Here is a 19,236-nt window from a genome sequence, read left to right on the forward strand (position 1 = left end):
ATCAGTTCTGATCCTTGCGCTGCTCGTCCCTGTCGTCGATCTCCGGCTGCACGATCTCCGCGTCGACGACCTCGGGCTTCTGCTCCGCGTCGGAGGACTTGACCTCTTCCTTGAACTCCCGGATCGAGCGACCGACCCCCTTGCCGAGGCCCGCCAGCCGCGAGCCGCCGAACAGCAGCAGCGCCACCACCAGGATGATGATCCATTCCCAACCGCCGGGCATCAGCGTTCCCCTGTCTTCGTCGTTGCGCGCATGTGCGGGCGTCCCTTCTCGTCCGACGGCCGATACCGTCGCGTTCGGTGGCGGGCCAAGTCTAGTCGCGGCGCAGAGAGGCGATCTCGACGGAGCCGAGCAGCCCCGCGATCTCGCGGACCCGGCCCGAGGTGACGTCGATCTCCGCCTTCAGGCCCTCGGCGCGGTGCCGGAGCCCCAGCGCGTACCCGACGAGCACGACGGCCCCGGCCACTGCCAGCAGAGCGACGATCACGATCCACACCACGGCGTCACCCTACCCCAGCACCGTGCGGTAGGCGTCGAGCGCAAGACGCGCCCGGTCCGCAGCGGCGGCCCTGGCGTCGGGGTCAGACACGTCGACCACGTCATCGCCCAGCCGCAACAGCAGCGCCGAGGCCCAGGCGGGCGAGGCGACAGGGAAGGTGATGCTGAGAAGCCCACCCTCGAGTGCCTCCACGCGCGTCGTGGGGTAGTACTCCGCGATCCAGGCGGCGGCCGGAGTGACGGTGAGCGTCAACTCGCGGGCGCCGTCGAACCACGCGGGCCGGGGATCCTCACGCGGCGTGTAGCTCTCGTCCGTGAGCGTGACGCTGACCAGCCGGTCGAGCCGGAAGCTCCGCCACGCCCCGCGCAGGCGGCTCCACGCCTCCAGGTACGGGTAGCCGTCGACCAGGCGCAGCTCGACGGGTTCGACCAGGGCGACGCTCGTGCCCGGCCTGCCGGACGTGAGGTACTCCACCTGGACGACGCGCCGTGCGTCGATGGCGGCGGCCAGGGCCGCGCGCTGCGCGGGGTCCGTCGGCGCGACGGTCACGCTCACCCGCTCGGCCCCATGCCCGACGGCGGCGCGTAGCTTCGCGAGCGCGCTGCTCGCCGCGTCCGATGTGCCGGCCACGTCGACCACGAGCTGCATCGCCGCCAGCAGGCTGGCAGCCTCGTCGGGCCGCAGCCGCAACGGCCGGGAGAGCACGTCGGCGTTGCGGAACTCGATGTGCCCCTCGTCGCGGACGGTCTCGATGTCGACGTCGAAGAGGTCATCCCAGTAGCCTCCCGGCAGGCCGCAGAACTGCAGCACCTCGAGGTCGTTGATGATCTGCTTCTCGGTCGTGTCGAATGCCAGGGCGACGGCCGTAACCTCGATGCCCTGATGCGCGGCCAGGTACGGCACCAGTCTGAGCAGCCGCGACAGCTGCGCCTGGGCCCTCATGCGGCGGCCCTCTTCAGCGCCGCGATGACCTGATCCCTGAGCTCCGGCGGGTCGAGGACCAGCACGTCGGGAGCGGCGGCGAGGATCTCCCCCACCAGCGCCCGCCCGTCGATGCCACGCATCCGCCACGCGGAGTACCCCTCGGGCGCGGCGCCGTCCGCCGGCTCGGCCCCCGGCGGGGCGGCCGCACCGTCGCGCACGGCGACCAGCGCGGCCGCCGCATCGACGGGAGTGAGTCGGGCGGAGCGCTCCCGGGCGTCCGTGGGCACGTCGAAGGCTCCGACCTTGCCGACGGCCACGGCCGGGCCCGTGAAGCGGGCGAGCTTGAAGAACCGGTCCGCCTCCTTGTCGAGGTCGTAGCCGAAGACGTACCAGCGCCCGCGGCGCTGCAGCAGCATCCAGGGCTGCAGCCTGCGGTCCCGCCCCCCGTAGCCGAACGTGACCTCCCTGCGGTCGAGCGCGGCGCCGTAGACGACCTCGAAGTCTCGCTCGCGGACGTCGAGGTGCGGGCGGACCGACGGCACGAGCGAGGGGTCGGGGTCGGCTCCCCCGGCCCGCAGTGCCTCGAAGGCGCGTGCGGTGTGGTCGGCAGCGAGCGTGTCCTGCCACACCTGGCCGGCGAGCGCCAGCGCTGCCAGTTCCTCGGGCGTGAAGGAGATCTCGGGGAGCTCGAACGTCGCCCGGTTGATGCGGTAACCGTGCTCCTCGTCCTCGAAGAAGACCTCGTTGGAGCCGGTCTCGATCTCGATGCCCAGTCCGCGCAACTCCTGCTTGTCCCTCTCGAACTGGCGCTCGAAGGCCTGATCGGTGCTGTCCCGGTACGCCTCGACCATGCTGCGCAGCTCCGCGCGTGTGAGGTAGCGGCGGGTGCTGAGCAGCGCGATGAGCAGATTGACCAGCCGCTCCGACTTCCTAGCTGACATGGGGCTCAGGGTAGCGGGTGCGGTGTGACGGCATGATGGGGACCATGCATGTGGACCGCTACGCGCCGAGCCCGACCTCCGATCTGCACCTCGGCAACCTCCGCACGGCGCTCGCGGGCTGGCTGCTGGCGAAGGCGGCCGGCGGGCAGTGGCTCATGCGGGTCGAGGACCTCGACACTGCTCGCGTCCGCGCCGCCGAGGGGGTCGAGGGGCGGCAGCTGGCCGACCTCCACTCCCTGGGGCTCGACTGGGATGGCGGAATCGTGCGCCAGTCGGAGCGCCTGGCGGCCTACCGCGACGCCGTGGCACGGCTGCCGACCTACGAATGCTACTGCACGCGCCGGGAGATCGCGGAGGCGGCCTCCGCCCCGCATGGCGACGGGTACCGCCCCTATCCCGGGACGTGCCGGGACCTGACCGAGGCACAACGGGCGGCGAAGCGCGCAACCCGGCCCGCTGCGCTGCGCGTCGACGCCGGCGGAGCCTCCTGCACCGTGCTGGACGCGCACGCCGGGGAGGTGACGGGCAACGTCGACGACTTCGTGCTGGTGCGCGGCGACGGGCAGTACGCCTACAACCTGGCGGTCGTGGTCGACGACATCGCGATGGGCGTAACGCACGTCACCCGCGGGGCCGACCTGCTCAGCTCGGCCCTGCGCCAGGCCTGGCTGACGCGGGCGCTGGGCGGCGCGCCGGCCGCCTATGCGCACATCGGGCTCGTGACCAACTCCCGCGGCGAGCGGCTGGCTAAGCGCGACGGGTCGGTCACGCTCGCGGACCTCTCGCCCCGAGCCCCTGAGGACGTGCTCGCGATGCTCACCGCCTCGCTCGGGCTGGGCTCCTGCCGTACGACGGAAGAAGCGCTGGCCGCCATGCCTGGCGATCAGCGCTTCTTCTCGGGAGCGGTGTGGGACGGGGGTCAGCTCGTCGCAGTCTCGGCGACATCCAGGATGTCGATGACGTAGACCAGCGTCTGGCCGGCCGCGAGCGACGGGGTAGCGCTCGGCAGGCCGTCGGGGTAGGCCTGCGCCGGCGGCACGACGAGCAGGACGCGGGAGCCGGCGGTCTTGCCCACCAGGCCCTCCTTCCAGCCGTCGATCAGGTTCGCGAGCTCACCGGTCTGCGAGGTCCACGCGTCCTCGAAGATCGTGTCGGGGTCGGCGTAGTTCCACGAGCGGTACTTGACCGTGACGGTGGAGTCCTCCTTCACCTTGGCGCCGGGGCCCTTGATGAGGATCTGGGAGACGAGCTTGGAGGGCGCCTTGTCGCCGTCGGCGATGGCGATCGTCGGGCCGTCGTCGGTCATGGTGACCGTCGGGAGGCCGTCGACCGGGTCGACGGCGGTGCCGGTGGCCTCGTCGAAGCTGGAGCTCAGGATGTCGACGACGAACAGCAGCGAGTCGCCGGCCTCGATGGTGCCGGTCGAGGTGCCGTCCGGGTAGCCGTCCTCGCTGGGGATGCCGATCAGGACGCGGGATCCGACGGCCTGGCCGGCCAGGCCGGTCTTGAAGCCGGTGATGACCTGGTCGAGCGGGAACGAGGTGCTCTCGCCCCGCTCGTAGGAGCTGTCGAAGATCTCGCCGGTGCGGCCGTTGACGCCGACGTAGTTGACGGTGACGGTCGCCGTGTCGCCGACGACCTGCGAGCCACCCTCGCGCAGCACCTTCGTCTGCGTGGAGCTGATGGCCCACGGAGCGTCGAACGTGATGACGGGCGTGTCCTCGTCGCTGACGGTGATGGCGCTCAGGTCCGCGGACGGGCTGATGGAGACCGTGGGGCTGGCCGACTCGCTGGGGCTGGCGCTCGCGCTCGCGCTCTCCGAGACGCTGGGCGAGGCGGCCGACCTCGAGTCCGTGGTCGTCGTCGAGCAGGCGGACAGGGCGATCATGGAGGCCGCGGTGACGCCCAGCAGGGCGCGACGCAGCGTGGCGGGGGAAACAGTCACGCGGGGAATGGTAGCCCAGCCACCTGTGGGGCCTCTCACAGGCCCACCAGGTCCAGCAGCGCGCCGAGTTCCTCGCGGGTCAGGTCGCGGACCTCCCCGACGGGCAGGTTGCCCAGGCGGACGGGACCGATGCCGGTGCGTCCGAGCCGGTCGACGGGGTGGCCGACGGTGTCCATCATGCGGCGCACCACGCGGTTGCGGCCGGAGTGGATCGTGATCTCCAACAGGGTGGCGTCCTTGCCTCGGCTGATGAGCTTGACCTTGTCGGGCTTCACGGGTCCGTCGTCGAGGCGGACGCCCTTGGCGAGGCGCTTGACGGCGTGGTTGTCCATCACGCCGGCGGCCTGCACGAAGTAGGTCTTCGGCACCTCGTAGCTGGGGTGGGCGAGCCGGTGCGCAAACTCGCCGTCGTTGGTGAGGATGATGATGCCCTCGGTGTCGGTGTCGAGCCGGCCGACGTGGAAGAGCCGCTGGGCGGTGCGCGGCAGGTACTCCGACAGGGTGGGGCGGCCCTCAGGGTCGTCCATGGTCGACACGACGCCGCGGGGCTTGTTCAGCACCAGGTACTGGTGGCGGCGCGGCGGCGGGATGCGGGACCCGTCGACGCGGATCTGGTCGCGGTCCGGGTTCACGCGGCGCCCCTGCTCGGTGACGACCTGGCCGTTGACCTCGACCCGACCCTCCTCGATCAGGATCTCGCTGGCGCGTCGGGACGCGACGCCGGCGGCGGCGAGCACCTTCTGCAGGCGCACGCCCTCTGTCTCTTCACTCACGGGTGTCCTCCTCGGCCGGGGTTCCCGGCGCCCTCTCGGCGGCGAGCTGGCCCAGCTCAGCCTCCAAGGCTACGGCGTCGGGTAGCAGTGGCGCCAGATCGGGCAGGTCGGACAGCGAGTCGAGGCCGAGCTTCTGCAGGAACAGGGGGGTGGTGACGAACGTCATGGCCCCGGTGACGGGGTCCTCCCCCTGCTCGCTGATGAGGCCGCGGAGCAGCAGCGTCCGGACCACGCCGTCGACGTTGACGCCACGCACGCCGGCGACGCGGCCGCGGGAGACGGGCTGCAGGTAGGCGATGACCGCCAGGGTCTCGAGGGCGGCCTGGCTCAGGCAGCTGCGCTGGTCGGCCACGAGCCAGCTCTCGAGGACGGGCGCCAGCTCCGGGTCGGTGGCGAAGCGCCAGCCGCCGGCGACCCGCAGCAGCCGGATGCCCCTGCCGTGCTCCTGGTAGAAGGCCGCGCTGTCCTCCAGCGCCGCGGTGACCTCCGCCTCGGGGACGCCGAGTGCGGCGGCGAGGTCGGCGACGGTGACGGAGTCCGTGGCCATGAGCAGCATGGCCTCCAGCGCTGGGGTGATGCTCATGGGTCCTCGCTCGGGGCTGCGTCGTAGTCGTCTGTCACGTCGGCGGTGTCGGCGTCGCCGGCCGTCCACGCGACGGTGAGGTCGGCAAGCGGCTCGACCTGGTCCAGCGAGATCTGCTGGGCGCGGAACAGCTCCAGGATCGCCAGGAACCTGACGACGCTCGTGAGCCGGTCGCAACCGGCGATCAGCGCGCGGAAGGTGCTGGTGCCGTCGCGTCGGAGCCGCTCGGCGACGAGGCCGACCTGCTCGCTCAGGGAAACCGTGCTGCCGTGCAGGTGCGTCAGCTCCACGGCGGGCGGCGGGGCCATCGCGGCGGCGGCGAGGCGCGCGAGGTCGGCGGCCGTGATGCGTAACTCCACCTCGGGCATGACTGAGGCGAACTGTTCCTCGAGGCCGCCAGGGCGCCAGTGGGTCGAGGAAGCGACCTCGATCGTCGCCTGCAGCCAGGCGGCGACCTCCTTAAAGGCGCGGTACTGCAGCAGCCGGGCGAACAGCAGGTCGCGGGCCTCGAGGGCCGCCACGTCCTCCGCGTCGTCGACCTCTCCCCCCGGCAGCAGCCTGGCGGCCTTCAGGTCGAGCAGGGTGGCTGCGACGACGAGGAAGGAGCTGGTCTTCTCCAGGTCCCACACCTCACCGCCAGCGCGGACATAGGCGATGAATTCGTCGGTGACCTGGCTGAGCGCGACCTCGGTCACGTCGAGTTCCCGGCGCGAGATCAGGGTGAGCAGCAGGTCGAAGGGGCCCTCGAAGTTGCTCAGCCGGACCGCGAACTCGCTCACTGCTCGTCGAGCTCGCTCACGAGGAAGGCGGCGGCGCCGTTGGCCTGCAGATCGGCGAGCGCCTGCGCCACGGCCACCCGCACGATCCGGCCCCTGTCGACGCGGATGCCGTGCGTGCGCCGCAGCTCGAGGTTGGCGTCCTCCAGCGCGAGAAGCTCTTCCTCGCTGAAGTACACGGTGATCTTGTGGTCGTGCCTGACCCGGCCGGACGCCGGACCGCTGCCGGCCGCGCCGCGCCCGGCGGGGGACGCAGCAGCGTTGTCGGGCTCCGGCTCGACGGCCGGCTCCGGGATGGGAGCGGGGTTCTTCGTCGGCCGGAACAGCTCGTTGGCTCCGGGCAGGGAAGCGCGTCGGTTCACTGGTCGCCGACCCGCAGGAGCACCTCGCGGGCGAGCTGACGGTAGGCGTCGGCGCCCGGGGAGGAGGTGGCGTAGGTGGTGATCGGCTCCCCCGCGACGGTGGTCTCGGGGAACTTGATCGTGCGGCGGATGACGGTGTGGAACACGTCGTCGCCGAAGGCCTGCACGACACGCTCGAGAACCTCGCGCGTGTGCAGCGTCCGCGCGTCGTACATGGTGCCGAGGATGCCGAGGGTCAACAGGTCGGGGTTGAGCCGGTCCTGGACCTTGGAGATGGTGTCGGTCAGCAGGGCGATGCCGCGCAGGGCGAAGAACTCGCATTCGAGCGGCATGATCACGTAGTCGCTGGCAGTCAGCGCGTTGATGGTCAGCAGGCCGAGGCTCGGCGCGCAGTCGACGAGGATGTAGTCGTAGTCGCCGCGCAGCTTCTTCAGCACGCGGGTCAGGGTCTGCTCGCGGGCCACCTCGCTGACGAGCTGCACCTCGGCGGCGGACAGGTCGATGTTGCTCGGGAGGATGTCGAGGCCGTCGACGTTGGAGTGCCGGATGACCTCCTGCGGCGTGTAGTCACGGCTCAGCAGCAGGTTGTAGATGGACTTCTCGAGCGTGTGGGGGTTGACGCCGAGGCCGACGGACAGCGAGCCCTGGGGGTCGAAGTCCACCAGCAGAACCCGGCGCCCCGTCTCGGCGATCGCTGCACCCAGGTTGATCGTGGTGGTCGTCTTGCCGACGCCGCCCTTCTGGTTGCACATCGAGATGATGACGGCGTGCTTCGGCCCCGGGGCGGGCGGGCCGGGTTGGGGGAACGTGGGCAGGGGACGTCCGGTGGGCCCGAGATCGCCGGTCTCCACCAGCGTCGCCGATCCGTTCTCGGGTACCTCGAACCTCGGGGTCTCGAACAATGAGTCCTCCGCCACAGCCATGCCTCCTCGTGCCTCAGCAACACACCGACCTTAGTATGCCGTGCTGCGAGGCTGTGCGGGCCGCCGGTAACCTGAGCAGCATGACGAGCCTCCTCAACGAGCCCTACCGCCTCGAATCGCTGCCCCTGGACACCCCGGACGACGACCGACGCTGGGCGCAGTTCCTGGATGCGATCCGCTCGCCCCTGCTCGCGCCGCGCGCCGGCGAGGCCGGCCTGCAGGTGTTCCGCGACCACCGCAGGGCCGGCAGCGCGCGGCTGCGGATGGTGACGGCCGAGGGGCCCGGCCTGGAGGGGCGCGTGCCCGTCGCGGGGTTCAACTCCTCCGACCGCGTGGTGAACACCGGCGCGGCCGAGATGGGCGTGCTGGCGATCGAGACCATCGGCGTGCGTGTCAGCCACCGTCGCCGCGGCCTCCTGACGGTCCTGATGGTCGAGGCGCTCGGAGAGGCCCGGGAGCGCGGGCTGCCGCTGGCGGCGCTCAGCGCCTCCGAGGCCGGCATCTACGGGCGCTTCGGCTTCGCCCCCGCCGACTCCTGGCGCCACGTGGACGTCGAGACGCGCCGCGTGGAATTCCGGCCGGACGCCGATGTCGCCTCCGGAACCCTGGAGATCGTGGATCCGGCCTCGGTCAAGGACGAGATCGTGAAGCTCTTCGCCGCCCACAGGTCCCGACACCGCGGTTCGGTGTCGCCGGGGCATGGCGACGTGATGGTCATCTCGGGCCAGTGGGACGCATCTGCCCAGAGCCCGTCCACCACGCTGCGGCACCTGGCGCACTTCGACGCCGCCGGCACCCTGGACGGGCTGGCCACGTTCACGCCGCGTCAGCTGGACGATCCGCCGGTGACGGCCGAGGTCGGGACGGTGCTCGCCGCCGACCCCGCGGTGGAGCGGGCACTGTGGCGCGGGCTGGCCGGCATCGACCTGATCGACGTCCTGAGCTACGACCAGCCCAACGCGGACGACTCGCTCGACTGGTCGCTGGTCGACCGACGCGCGGTCAAGGTGACCCGCTCCCACGACCACATGTGGCTGCGGATCCTGGACCTCCCGACGGCCGCGGCCGGACGCTCCTTCGCGGGCGCCGGAGCGATCACCCTGACGGTGGACGACAAACTGGGGTTCTGCGCGGGCAGCTGGCTGCTGGAGGTCGCCGACGGCCGCGCGGTCTGCACACGGGCGGAGCCCGACGATCCGGCGGCCCCCGAGGTGAGGGTCGGCGTCGAAACGCTGGCCGGCCTCTGGCTGGGCGGCACGGCACCGTCGACTCTGATCGATGCGGGGCGCGTGAGCGGGGACGACGAGGCGCTTGGCGTGTTCTCGACGCTCTTCGCCACCACCGGGCAGCCGAGGAACCTGTCCTGGTTCTGAGGCGTCAGCGCGCCCGCGGGTGGGCGGCGGCGTGGACCTCGCGCAGGTGCTCGATCGTGACCAGCGTGTAGATCTGCGTCGTGGCGACCGACGAGTGCCCGAGCAGCTCCTGCACCACGCGCAGGTCGGCCCCCCCGTCGAGCAGGTGCGTCGCGAACGAGTGCCTGAGCGAGTGCGGCGACACGTCCTGCGTGACCCCCGCGCCGGCCGCTGCCCGCTGGATGACGGCCCAGGCGCTCTGCCTGCTGAGCCTGCGCCCCAGGCTGTTGAGCAGCAGCGCGGGCGACGGTCGCGCGGCGTGCGCGGCGAGCTGCGGTCGTGCGCGCACGAGGTACGCCTGCACGGCGGCGGCCGCGTAGCTGCCGAGTGGCACGGCGCGTTCCTTGCCGCCCTTGCCGAGCAGCCTGAGACCGGATTCGCGGCCGTCGAGCGCGTCGGTGAGGTCGTCGACGTCGAGTCCGCAGACCTCGGAGACGCGTGCGCCGGTGCCGTAGAGGAGCTCGAGCAGGGCGGCGTCGCGGAGACCCTCGACGGTGTCCGTGTCCGGGGCCTCGAGGATCGCCGCCACCACGTCGACGGGTAGCGCCTTCGGGAGGCGTCTCTCCAGGCGGGGCGGCGACACGTCGGCGGCCGGGTCGGTCGGCGTGAGCCCCTCGTCCGCGGCGAACTGGTGGAGGTTGCGGACGCTGACGACGTGCCGGGCGACCGAGGCCGGGGCCTGCTCGTGCGCGAGCTCGCGCACGAACTCGGTCACCTCGACAGGCGTGACCTCGGCGAGGTTCCCGATGCCTCGGGAGGCGAGGAAGTCGCGGTAGAGGCCGAGGTCGCGTCGGTAGGCCGCGACGGTGTTGGCAGAAAGGCCCCGCTCAGCCCGGGCATGGTTGAGGTAGTCGGCGATCGACTCGCCGATCCCCTGGCTCATGCCCGGCGGGCCGGCCAGTCGGCGTCGCCGGGGCGGAGCGTCTCGAGCCTGCCGCCGAGGCGGGCCGCCTCCAGCGACAGCAGCCCGGCGGCGAGGCTGGGCGATCCGCAGCGTCCCTCGAAGATGGCGTCGAGAAGCTCGGCGCGCGGGACGAAGGTGTGCAGCATATGCGCCTCCTCGCCCTCGAGCTCGAACCCGTCCGGCCGCTCGGCCGGCCGCAGGCCGCGCGCGAGGTAGACGCGCAGGTTCTCCGCCAGGCCGCCCGGGCTCGTGCACACGTCGACCAGCACGTTCCAGGTGTCGGCGGCCAGCTCTGCCTCCTCCGCCAGCTCGCGCGCCGCGGCGGCCAGGTAGTCCTCGCCGTCGACGTCGAGCAGGCCTGCGGGGATCTCCACCATCTCCATGCGGACCGGGTGGCGGTACTGGCGTACCACGGCGACCTCGTCGGACTTCTCGTCCCACGCGACGATCGCGACCGCGCCGGGGTGGGTGAGGTACTGGCGGCGCATCGACTCGCCCGAGGGGGTGGTCACCTCGTCCTCGACGAAGCTGGACACGGCGCCGGCGGCGAGCACCTCGTGCGAGGTGACGGGCCAGGAGACGAGGTCGTCGCCGTGCACGTCAGTTGCCCTCTCGGCGCTGCAGCGCGGCGCCGATCAGGCCGGCGAACAGCGGGTGCGGGCGCGTCGGGCGCGACTTCAGCTCGGGGTGCGCCTGCGTCGCGACGTAGTACGGGTGGACGTCGGCGGGCAGCTCGACGAACTCGACAAGCGACGAGTCGGGCGATGTGCCGGAGATGACCAGCCCGGCCTCCTCGAGGCGGCCACGGTAGGCGTTGTTGACCTCGTAGCGGTGACGGTGGCGTTCTTCGACGGTCGTCGCACCGTAGGCGCGGGCGACCTGGGAGCCGGGCACGAGCTCGGCCGGGTAGGACCCGAGACGCATCGAGCCGCCGAGGTCTCCCCCGCCGGAGACGATCTCGACCTGCTCGGCCATGGTCGCGATGACGGGGTCGGGGGTCGCGGGGTCGAACTCGCTGGACGCGGCGCCCTCGATGCCCGCGAGGTTGCGGGCGGCCTCGATCACCATGCACTGCAGGCCGAGGCACAGGCCGAGCGTGGGGATCTTGTGCTCGCGAGCGAAGCGCAGCGCGCCGAGCTTGCCCTCGACGCCGCGGATGCCGAAGCCGCCGGGCACGCAGACGGCGTCGGCCTCGCTCAGCTCGCGCGCCGCACCCTCGGGTGTGTCGCAGTCGTCGGAGCGGACCCACTTGATGGTGACGCGGGCGCGGTGCGCGAAACCGCCGGCGCGGAGCGCCTCGGAGACGGACAGGTAGGCGTCGGGCAGGTCGATGTACTTGCCCACCAGCGCGACGGTGACCTGCGCGCGCGGGTAGTCGACGCGCTCGAGCAGGTCGTCCCACGAATCCCAGTTGACGTCGCGGAACGGGACACCGAGGCGTCGCACGACGTAGGCGTCGAGCCCCTCGGCGTGCAGGACCTTGGGGATGGCGTAGATGCTGGGCGCGTCGGCGCAGGAGACGACAGCCTCGACGTCGACGTCGCACATCAGCGCGATCTTCTTTTTCAGCGAGGCGCTGACCTCGAACGCGGAGCGGCAGACGAGCGCGTCGGGCTGGATGCCGACCTGGCGCAGGGCGGCCACCGAGTGCTGCGTGGGCTTGGTCTTCATCTCGCCGGAAGGCTTGATGAACGGCACGAGGGAAACGTGCAGGAAGAAGACGTTCTCGCGGCCGATTTCGTGGCGTACCTGGCGGGCGGCCTCGAGGAAGGGCAGGGATTCGATGTCGCCGACGGTGCCGCCGATCTCGTGGATCACGATGTCCACGTCGTCGGTGCCCATCGCGAGCATCCGGTCGCGGATCTCGCCCGTGATGTGCGGGATGACCTGGACGGTGTCGCCGAGGAACTCGCCGCGGCGCTCCTTCGCGATGACGGTCGAGTACACCTGCCCGGTGGTGACGTTGGCGTTGGCGGAGAGGTTCACGTCGAGGAACCGCTCGTAGTGGCCGATGTCGAGGTCGGTCTCGGCGCCGTCCTCCGTCACGAACACCTCGCCGTGCTGGAAGGGGTTCATGGTGCCGGGATCCACGTTGAGGTACGGGTCCAGCTTCTGCATCGTGACCCTCAGGCCTCGAGCAATGAGCAGGCTGCCGAGGCTTGAGGCTGTGAGTCCCTTACCCAGGGAGCTGACGACGCCGCCGGTGACGAAGATGTGCTTGGTGACCTTGGAGCTATCCACGGAACTTCAGCGTACCGCCTGCGGGCCCATCTCGTGAAAACCCCGCGCGTCACCCTCGTCCGGCACGGGCCAGGAGGTCGCGCGCGTGGCTGAGTCCGGAGTCGGAATCGGACTCCCCGCCCATCATCCGGGCGAGTTCCGCGGCCCGCTCATCGTGGGTCAGCGACCGCACGCCGGAGGTGGTGACCTGGCCGTCGCTGGCCTTCGCGACGACGAAGTGTGCGTCGGCGAAGGCCGCGACCTGCGCGAGGTGCGTCACGACGATCACCTGGCTCTTCTCGGCCAGCCGCTGCAGCCTGCGCCCGATCTCCAGGCCGACGGCGCCGCCGACGCCGGCGTCGACCTCGTCGAAGACGAACGTGTGTCCCTCGCCCCCCGTGGCGAGCACGACCTCGAGCGCCAGCCTGACGCGCGACAGCTCGCCGCCGGAGGCGACCTTGCCGAGGGGGGCGGGCTCGGAGCCGGGGTTGGCGGAGAACAGCAGCTCGATGCGGTCCGCGCCGTGCGGGCCGAGTTGCGCGTCCGACACGTCGAAGCGCAGCTCCGCGTGCGGCATCGCGAGCGCCGCGAGCTCCGTCTTCACCGCTGCCGCCAGTTCGCCGGCCGCCCGGTGGCGGGCCGCGCTGATCGCGGCGGCGTCGGCGGCGAGCGACGAGTCGAGCCCTGCGATGCGGTCGCGCAGCTCGAAGATGCGGCTGTCGGACCCGTCGAGCTCGGCCAGGCGCGCGGCCCCGGACGCGGCCCAGGCGAGCACCTCGTCGACGGTCGCGCCGTACTTGCGGGTGAGGGTGGCCAGCGCCGCGCGGCGCCCGGATACGGCCTCGAGGCGCAGCGGGTCGGCCACCAGGTCGTCAATGTAGCCGGCCACATCGGCCGCAAGGTCGGCCGCGAGCATCGCGAGCTCGGTCGCGCGGGCCGTCAGTGGGGCGGCCGCCTCGTCCCGGTCGGAGAGCCGGGTCATCGACTTGCGGGCCGTCCCGGTGAGGCCGACGACGCCCATGGCGTCGTAGTCGTTCTCGTTGCCGGACAGGGCCTCGTGCGCAGCGGCGGCCAGCTCGCGGAGCTCGTCGAGGTCCATGAGCTTCGCCTGCTCGGCCGCCAGCGCGTCGTCCTCGCCCGGCAGGGGGTCGACCGCGGCGATCTCGTCGAGGCCGAACCGCAGCATGTCGGCCTCGCGGGCCCGGGCCATGGCCTCGGACTCCAGCTCGGCCAGCTCGTGGGCGGCGGCGCGCCGCTCGGCGAAGTCGGCGCGATACCGCGCGAGCTCGGCTGGCCGGGCGTGCTCGTCGAGCAGCTCGCGCTGCCGGTCGGGGTTCGACAGTCGGATCTGCCCCGACTGCCCGTGGATGGTGGCGAACTCCCCGACAAGGTCAGCCAGCGTGGACACCGGTACCCCGGCCCCGCCGACCACCGCCCGGGAGCGGCCCTGGGCAGACACCTGCCGCAGCGTGACGAGCTCGCCGTCGTCGACGTCCCCGCCGAACTCGCGCACGCGCCCGGCGATGCCGTCGCCGACCTCCCAGCGGCCCTCGACCACGGCGCGCGGGGCCCCGCGGCGGACGATGCCCGCGTCCGCCCTCGCGCCGAGGAGGTGCCCGAGGCCGGAGACGATCATCGTCTTGCCGGCGCCCGTCTCACCCGTGAGTGCGGTCAGGCCCGGGCCGAGTTCCAGGGTCGACTCGTCGACCACCCCGAAGGCGGTCAGCTTCAGTGCGGTGAGCATCAGGCGTTCTTCCTCCGCCAGCCGTCCACCGGCAGGGCGAACTTCTTGACGAGCCGCGTCGTGAAGGGCTGCTCCCCCAGCCGCGCGATGCGCAGCGGCTCGGCGTCGGCCGTCACACGGACCCGCTCGCCGGGTCCGAGGTCGTGGCTCCGTCGCCCGTCGCACCACAGGATGCCGGCAGTGGTGGCGTCTGCGGGCACGTCGAGACTCACCTGGGACGAGGGGCTGAGCACCATGGGCCGGTTGAAGAGCGCGTGGGCGGCGAGCGGCACGACGACGATCGCCTGCACGTCGGGCCACACGATGGGGCCGCCGGCCGAGAAGCCGTAGGCGGTGGAGCCGGTCGGGGTCGCGACGAGCACCCCGTCGCAGCCCCACAGGGACAGGGGGCGTTCATCGATGCTGACCATCACGCTCAGCATGCGCTCGCGGGCGACCTTCTCGAGCGAGACCTCGTTGACGGCGGTCGAGCGCCAGGCCTCGACGCCACCGGCGTCGAGCACGCTGACCTGGAGCGTGAGCCGCTCCTCCACGTGGTAGCGGCGCTCCGCGACGACCGACGGCAACTCGTCGATGTCGGAGGGCTCGAGTTCCGCGAGGAATCCGACGTGACCGAGGTTCACCCCCAGCAGCGGAACCCCGAGCGGCTTGGCCCACTCGGCAGCGCGCAGGATGGTGCCGTCGCCGCCGAACACGACACAGATCTCGGCAGGGTCGCCGTTCAGCTGCCGGATGTCCGCGCCTGGAACGGCCTGGCGGATGGCGTCGATGTGCTGATCCTGGATCAGGAAGTCGAAGCCCATGTCGTGAAGTGCTGCGATGAACGAGACCGCCTTGCCGACGGCGTCCTCGCGTGTCGAGTGGATGAGGACCGCCACCGTTCGCTGCTTCACGGGCACAGCCTAACGAAGAACTCGACATTGCCAGACGTCCCCGGCAACCTCGACTCCCCCCGCCACCTCTCGCGCCAGCCGAGCTCCGCCGCGGCGGCGACGACGCCGTCGACGGCCTTCCTGCGCAGCCGCGGGTCGTGGACGATGCCCCCACGGGCGAGCCGCTCACGGCCGACCTCGAACTGCGGCTTGACGAGCAGCAACGCCTCCCCGTCAGAGTTCAGGGCACCCAGCAGACGCGGCAGCAGGATCGTCAGGGAGATGAACGACACGTCGCCGACGATGAGGTCGACGGGCTCGCCGTCGAGGTGCTCCAGCGTCAGGTCGCGCAGGTTGAGCCCCTCGTGGACCCGAACGCGCGGGTCGTCGCGGATGAGGTCGGCGAGCTGGCCGTGGCCGACGTCGACCGCGTACACGGCCTCCGCGCCACGCTCCAGGCATACCTGCGTGAAGCCTCCGGTGGACGCGCCGGCGTCCAGCACCCGACGCGGCACCTGCACGCCGCTGTCGTCGAGTGCGCCGATCAGCTTGTGCGCCGCACGGGAAACCCACTTCTCCGCCTCTGCGGCGATGGTCTGCTCGTCGGCCACAGGCCACGACGGCTTGGCGATCGTGCGACCGTCCACCGTGACGTGACCGGCCCGGATCAGGGCGGCGGCCTGCGTCCGGGACCTGGCGAGCCCCCGGTCCACGAGGGCGACGTCGAGCCTCATCGCGGCACCCCCGGGATGCCGGGTTGGGCGACGGAGGGGTCGTTGCTGAGCACCGCGGCCAGCGTGCGCTGGGCGGCGTCGAGGCGGGCCGCCTGCTCCGCCAGCGGGAGCTGGTCGACGCCCGCGAGCCCGTCCATGGTCTCCGCGACCAGCTCGACACGCCGCACGTCGGCCGGAGCGGCGCTGCGCGGCGTGGGCTGGGTCATCGCAGGAGATCCAGCGAGTTCAGGACCGCGGAGATGTCGATGCCGAAGCGCCACCGGGCCTGCAGCGCGGCCCACAGCGCGTCGAGTTGCTCGTCGCGCGTGACGGGGCGGGTCGACAGCCAGCCGAGGCCGTCGGTGAAGTCGACCTCCTGGTAGCCGCAGGTGTAGCGCTGACCCTCGAGGAACGCCTCCCGCGGCGGCTCCAGCAGGGCTGCGGCGTCGAAGCCGATCCAGGTGGGCCGGAACTCCGGGGCCGCGTCGGCGAGGTCGGCCTTGCCGTGCGCCCCTGTGAAGACGAAGAGCGAGTCCATGCCGACGTTGTTCGCGCCGAGGATGTCCGTGTCGGTCCGGTCGCCGACGAAGATGGGGTGCTCCGCGCCGATCCGCAGGACGGTCTCGTCGAGCAGTGGCCGGAACGGCTTGCCGGCGATCAACGGGTCGACGTCGACGCAGACCCGCACGATCGCGATCTGCGAGCCGAGGCCGGGGACGATGCCCCGGTCGGTGGGCCGGGTCAGGTCGGGGTTCGTCGCGTACCAGGCGGCGCCGCGCTGCACGGCGAGCGCCGCCTGTTCGATCTGCGACCACACCAGCTGCGGGTGGTAGCCCTGCACAACGGCGACGGGGTCGTCGTCGAGCGAGTCGACGACGACGAAGCCCGCTCCGGTGAGCTGCTGCCGCAGCGCGTCGGTGCCGACGGCCAGCAGGCGGGAGCCCGCGGGCAGGTCCGCCGACAGCATGCGCAGCGTGGCCTGCGTCGAGTTCACGACGTCGTCCTGCGAGGCCCTGATCCCGAGGCTCGTGAGGTGCTCGGCAACGGTGGCGGGGGTGCGGGCCGCGTTGTTCGTCACGAACCCGAGGTGGGTTCCGCGCGAGCGCAGCTCCTCCAGCGCCTCGGGGACCCCGTCGACCGCCTTCGGGCCGAGATAGATGACACCATCGAGGTCGAACAGGGCGGCGTCGTACGACTCGGCCAGCGCGCGCACCGTCACTTCTCGTCCTCCTCGGGTTCCTCATCAGCCTCGGCCTCCTCGAGCGCGGACTCGTCCGCGTCGAGGTCGAGATCCTCCAATTCCCCGTCGACGGCTTCGGACTCGTCGACGAGCTCCTCCGCGGCGTCGTCCTCGGTCTCCTCCTCGAGGGAGAAGTCGTCGGGCAGCACGACCCCGTCGAGGACCGCGATGCGGTCGGAGGTGTCGAGCTCGCTGTTGTAGTCGAGCTGGGCGGCCGCGGTGAACCACTGGCGGGCCCCGTCCTTGTCGCCAGACTCCTCGAGCAGGTTCGCGTAGGCGTAGCGCAGGCGGGCCTGGTGGTAGGGGCTGCCGATCTTCCGACCGATCGCCGCCTTCAGCAGGCGGAGCGCCTCGGCGCGCTGCCCGAGCTGATCGCGGATGCCCGACTCGACGAGCAGCGCCTCGATCCGCAGCGCGATGTCGCGGGTCTGCGGGTCGAGCTCGGCGAGGACCTCGAGGGCGTCACGCGGTCGGCCGAGGGCGCGCTCGCAGTCGGCGATGACGGGCAGCAGCTCGTCGCCGCCGTTCATCCGCCGCAGGGCCCTGAACTCGCGCAGCGCGACGGCGTACTCGCCCGCCGCGTAGGCGGTCAGCGCCGCAGCCTCACGGACGACCGGGAGCCGCCCGGCGCGGCGACGGGCTGCCTCCGCGTGACGGAATGCCTGCTCCGGGTCCTCGTCGATGAGCCTGCCTGCTGCCCAGATGTGGGCGCCGACGGTCTCTGCCAGGTCCTTCGGCAGGCCCTTGAGCTCGGCGCGCACGCCCATCGGCAGCTCGTTGGCGTCGAAGCCATCTGGCGTGCCCGGCTCGTCGGCGCGTGCCGTGGTGCCGGGGTGGGCCTGGTACTCCTCGCGGTCCTGCGGCGCGCGGTGCCACGGCTTGCGCGTGTCCTGCCTGTCGTCGTCCCGGTTGTTGTTCCACTGGCGACGCTCCCCGTCGCCCTCACGACGCGGGCCACGGTCGTCGCGGTTGTAGCCGCCGCCTGAGCGGTTGCCCTGGTACCCACCACGGTTGTCGTCACGGTTCCCGCGGTACCCGCCGCCACGGTTGTCATCGCGGTTGTTGTTCCACTGGCGACGCTCCCCGTCGCCCTCACGACGCGGACCACGGTCATCACGGTTATAGCCACCGCCGGAACGGTTGCCCTGATACCCGCCACGGTTGTCGTCACGGTTCCCGCGGTACCCGCCAGAGCGGTTGTCATCGCGGTTGTACCCGCCGGAGCGGTTGCCCTGGTAACCACCTGAACGGTTGTCGTCGCGGTTGCCGCGGTACCCGCCGCCACGGTTGTCATCGCGGTTGTTGTTCCACTGGCGACGCTCCCCGTTGCCCTCACGGCGCGGGCCACGGTCGTCACGGTTGTAGCCACCGCCGGAGCGGTTGCCCTGGTACCCGCCCGAGCGGTTGTCGTCGCGGTTGTTGTTCCACTGGCGACGCTCCCCGTTGCCCTCACGGCGCGGGCCACGGTCGTCACGGTTGTAGCCACCGCCGGAGCGGTTGCCCTGGTACCCGCCGGAGCGGTTGTCGTCGCGGTTGCCGCGGTACCCGCCGCCACGGTTGTCATCGCGGTTGTTGTTCCACTGGCGACGCTCCCCGTCGCCCTCACGGCGCGGGCCACGGTCATCACGGTTATAGCCACCGCCGGAACGGTTGCCCTGATACCCGCCACGGTTGTCGTCACGGTTCCCGCGGTACCCGCCGCCACGGTTGTCATCGCGGTTGTTGTTCCACTGGCGACGCTCCCCGTCGCCCTCACGACGCGGACCACGGTCATCACGGTTATAGCCACCGCCGGAACGGTTGCCCTGATACCCGCCACGGTTGTCGTCACGGTTCCCGCGGTACCCGCCGCCACGGTTGTCATCGCGGTTGTTGTTCCACTGGCGACGCTCCCCGTCGCCCTCACGACGCGGACCACGGTCATCACGGTTATAGCCACCGCCGGAACGGTTGCCCTGATACCCGCCACGGTTGTCGTCACGGTTCCCGCGGTACCCGCCGCCACGGTTGTCATCGCGGTTGTTGTTCCACTGGCGACGCTCGCCGTCGCCCTCACGACGTGGACGACGATCGCCTCCGGAGGATCCGTGTCCCGAGTTGTGGGGACGCTGCTCGCCGTCCGGCGTGGGCTTATCAGTCGACATAACCTCTATCATCCCAGCTTCGGCGCGCAACCCCTAACCGACGGGAAGTTGTGGCTGTCGGGCCAACCCGGGATCTGTGGGCGCTGGAGCAAGCGGGATCGTCGGTTCCGCGACAGGGTTTTCATGACAGGCGAGAGCATGCCCCAGCAGGTACCCGACCGAGTATCGGGCCGGGGACGCTCGGTCGGAGATCGACACTCGACGGCCGATAGCTCACCTAAGCCGGTACGGTCTCCCTGCGGGTGCCGGGGCCCCTGCCG

Annotated in this window: 21 protein-coding genes; 2 read left to right on the forward strand and 19 right to left on the reverse strand. The window is 71.6% G+C overall.

Annotated elements, in window-relative coordinates; translation table 11 throughout:
* Position 1: 1 nt before the first annotated feature.
* From QH948_RS08645 to QH948_RS08660, 4 genes are all read right to left on the reverse strand, one after another.
* Positions 2-223, reverse strand: a complete 222-nt coding sequence (locus QH948_RS08645; RefSeq protein ID WP_281144040.1) for a Sec-independent protein translocase subunit TatA/TatB — start codon at positions 221-223, stop codon at positions 2-4.
* A 91-nt stretch (positions 224-314) separates the two neighbouring features.
* The gene (locus QH948_RS08650) at positions 315-500 is read right to left on the reverse strand and encodes a hypothetical protein (protein ID WP_281144041.1); all 186 of its coding nucleotides are present in this window, start codon (positions 498-500) and stop codon (positions 315-317) included.
* A gap of 9 nt (positions 501-509) precedes the next feature.
* The gene (locus QH948_RS08655) at positions 510-1,442 is read right to left on the reverse strand and encodes a helix-turn-helix transcriptional regulator (RefSeq protein WP_281144042.1); all 933 of its coding nucleotides are present in this window, start codon (positions 1,440-1,442) and stop codon (positions 510-512) included.
* Positions 1,439-2,365, reverse strand: coding sequence for a helix-turn-helix transcriptional regulator (locus QH948_RS08660; protein WP_281144043.1), 927 nt, complete (start codon positions 2,363-2,365; stop codon positions 1,439-1,441). Before QH948_RS08660 ends, QH948_RS08655 begins: the two co-directional genes overlap by 4 nt.
* A 44-nt stretch (positions 2,366-2,409) precedes the next feature.
* Here QH948_RS08660 and gluQRS point away from each other — a divergent pair, with 44 nt between their 5' ends.
* Positions 2,410-3,330, forward strand: a complete 921-nt coding sequence (gluQRS, locus tag QH948_RS08665; RefSeq protein ID WP_281144044.1) for a tRNA glutamyl-Q(34) synthetase GluQRS — start codon at positions 2,410-2,412, stop codon at positions 3,328-3,330.
* Here gluQRS and QH948_RS08670 read toward each other — a convergent pair.
* The 6 genes from QH948_RS08670 to QH948_RS08695 are packed head-to-tail and all read right to left on the reverse strand — an operon-like array spanning position 3,285 to position 7,727.
* Positions 3,285-4,310 carry an FKBP-type peptidyl-prolyl cis-trans isomerase gene (locus QH948_RS08670; RefSeq protein ID WP_281144045.1) on the reverse strand — a complete coding sequence of 342 codons (1,026 nt, stop codon included), beginning with the start codon at positions 4,308-4,310 and terminating at the stop codon, positions 3,285-3,287. The genes gluQRS and QH948_RS08670 overlap by 46 nt on opposite strands.
* Positions 4,311-4,345: 35 nt before the next feature.
* The gene (locus QH948_RS08675) at positions 4,346-5,083 is read right to left on the reverse strand and encodes a pseudouridine synthase (protein ID WP_281144046.1); all 738 of its coding nucleotides are present in this window, start codon (positions 5,081-5,083) and stop codon (positions 4,346-4,348) included.
* Positions 5,076-5,666, reverse strand: a complete 591-nt coding sequence (scpB, locus tag QH948_RS08680; RefSeq protein WP_281144047.1) for an SMC-Scp complex subunit ScpB — start codon at positions 5,664-5,666, stop codon at positions 5,076-5,078. Before scpB ends, QH948_RS08675 begins: the two co-directional genes overlap by 8 nt.
* A complete protein-coding gene (locus tag QH948_RS08685; protein ID WP_281144048.1) occupies positions 5,663-6,445 on the reverse strand; it encodes a segregation and condensation protein A in 783 nt (260 codons plus the stop codon). The genes scpB and QH948_RS08685 overlap by 4 nt, the downstream gene beginning before the upstream one ends.
* Entirely contained in the window at positions 6,442-6,804 is a 363-nt protein-coding gene (locus QH948_RS08690; protein WP_281144049.1) for a hypothetical protein, read from the reverse strand. The genes QH948_RS08685 and QH948_RS08690 overlap by 4 nt, the downstream gene beginning before the upstream one ends.
* Entirely contained in the window at positions 6,801-7,727 is a 927-nt protein-coding gene (locus QH948_RS08695) for a ParA family protein (protein WP_281144050.1), read from the reverse strand. The genes QH948_RS08690 and QH948_RS08695 overlap by 4 nt, the downstream gene beginning before the upstream one ends.
* Before the next feature lie 80 nt (positions 7,728-7,807).
* Between QH948_RS08695 and QH948_RS08700 the strand changes: the two genes are divergently transcribed.
* Positions 7,808-9,100 (forward strand): GNAT family N-acetyltransferase, encoded by a 1,293-nt coding sequence (locus QH948_RS08700; RefSeq protein WP_281144051.1) that lies wholly within the window; start codon positions 7,808-7,810, stop codon positions 9,098-9,100.
* Between the two features lie 4 nt (positions 9,101-9,104).
* Here the strand turns inward: QH948_RS08700 and xerD are convergent, their stop codons facing one another.
* From xerD to QH948_RS08745, 9 genes are read right to left on the reverse strand one after another with little or no spacing between them, the layout of a single operon-like run.
* Positions 9,105-10,022: a site-specific tyrosine recombinase XerD gene (xerD, locus tag QH948_RS08705; RefSeq protein WP_281144052.1), complete on the reverse strand. Its 918-nt coding sequence runs from the start codon at positions 10,020-10,022 to the stop codon at positions 9,105-9,107.
* A complete protein-coding gene (locus QH948_RS08710) occupies positions 10,019-10,642 on the reverse strand; it encodes an NUDIX domain-containing protein (protein WP_281144053.1) in 624 nt (207 codons plus the stop codon). The genes xerD and QH948_RS08710 overlap by 4 nt, the downstream gene beginning before the upstream one ends.
* A 1-nt stretch (position 10,643) precedes the next feature.
* Positions 10,644-12,284 (reverse strand): CTP synthase, encoded by a 1,641-nt coding sequence (pyrG, locus tag QH948_RS08715; protein WP_281144054.1) that lies wholly within the window; start codon positions 12,282-12,284, stop codon positions 10,644-10,646.
* Positions 12,285-12,333: 49 nt separating this feature from the next.
* Positions 12,334-14,007: a DNA repair protein RecN gene (gene recN, locus QH948_RS08720; RefSeq protein WP_281144055.1), complete on the reverse strand. Its 1,674-nt coding sequence runs from the start codon at positions 14,005-14,007 to the stop codon at positions 12,334-12,336.
* Positions 14,007-14,906 carry an NAD kinase gene (locus QH948_RS08725; RefSeq protein ID WP_281144056.1) on the reverse strand — a complete coding sequence of 300 codons (900 nt, stop codon included), beginning with the start codon at positions 14,904-14,906 and terminating at the stop codon, positions 14,007-14,009. The genes recN and QH948_RS08725 overlap by 1 nt, the downstream gene beginning before the upstream one ends.
* Positions 14,897-15,613: a TlyA family RNA methyltransferase gene (locus QH948_RS08730; RefSeq protein ID WP_281144057.1), complete on the reverse strand. Its 717-nt coding sequence runs from the start codon at positions 15,611-15,613 to the stop codon at positions 14,897-14,899. The genes QH948_RS08725 and QH948_RS08730 overlap by 10 nt, the downstream gene beginning before the upstream one ends.
* Positions 15,610-15,819 carry a hypothetical protein gene (locus QH948_RS08735; RefSeq protein WP_281144058.1) on the reverse strand — a complete coding sequence of 70 codons (210 nt, stop codon included), beginning with the start codon at positions 15,817-15,819 and terminating at the stop codon, positions 15,610-15,612. Before QH948_RS08735 ends, QH948_RS08730 begins: the two co-directional genes overlap by 4 nt.
* Positions 15,816-16,811 (reverse strand): HAD-IIA family hydrolase, encoded by a 996-nt coding sequence (locus QH948_RS08740; protein WP_281144059.1) that lies wholly within the window; start codon positions 16,809-16,811, stop codon positions 15,816-15,818. The genes QH948_RS08735 and QH948_RS08740 overlap by 4 nt, the downstream gene beginning before the upstream one ends.
* Positions 16,808-18,976, reverse strand: a complete 2,169-nt coding sequence (locus QH948_RS08745; RefSeq protein ID WP_281144060.1) for a hypothetical protein — start codon at positions 18,974-18,976, stop codon at positions 16,808-16,810. The genes QH948_RS08740 and QH948_RS08745 overlap by 4 nt, the downstream gene beginning before the upstream one ends.
* Positions 18,977-19,236 lie beyond the last annotated feature (260 nt).

The sequence above is a fragment of the Tessaracoccus lacteus genome, from assembly GCF_029917005.1.
Classification (GTDB): domain Bacteria; phylum Actinomycetota; class Actinomycetes; order Propionibacteriales; family Propionibacteriaceae; genus Arachnia; species Arachnia lactea.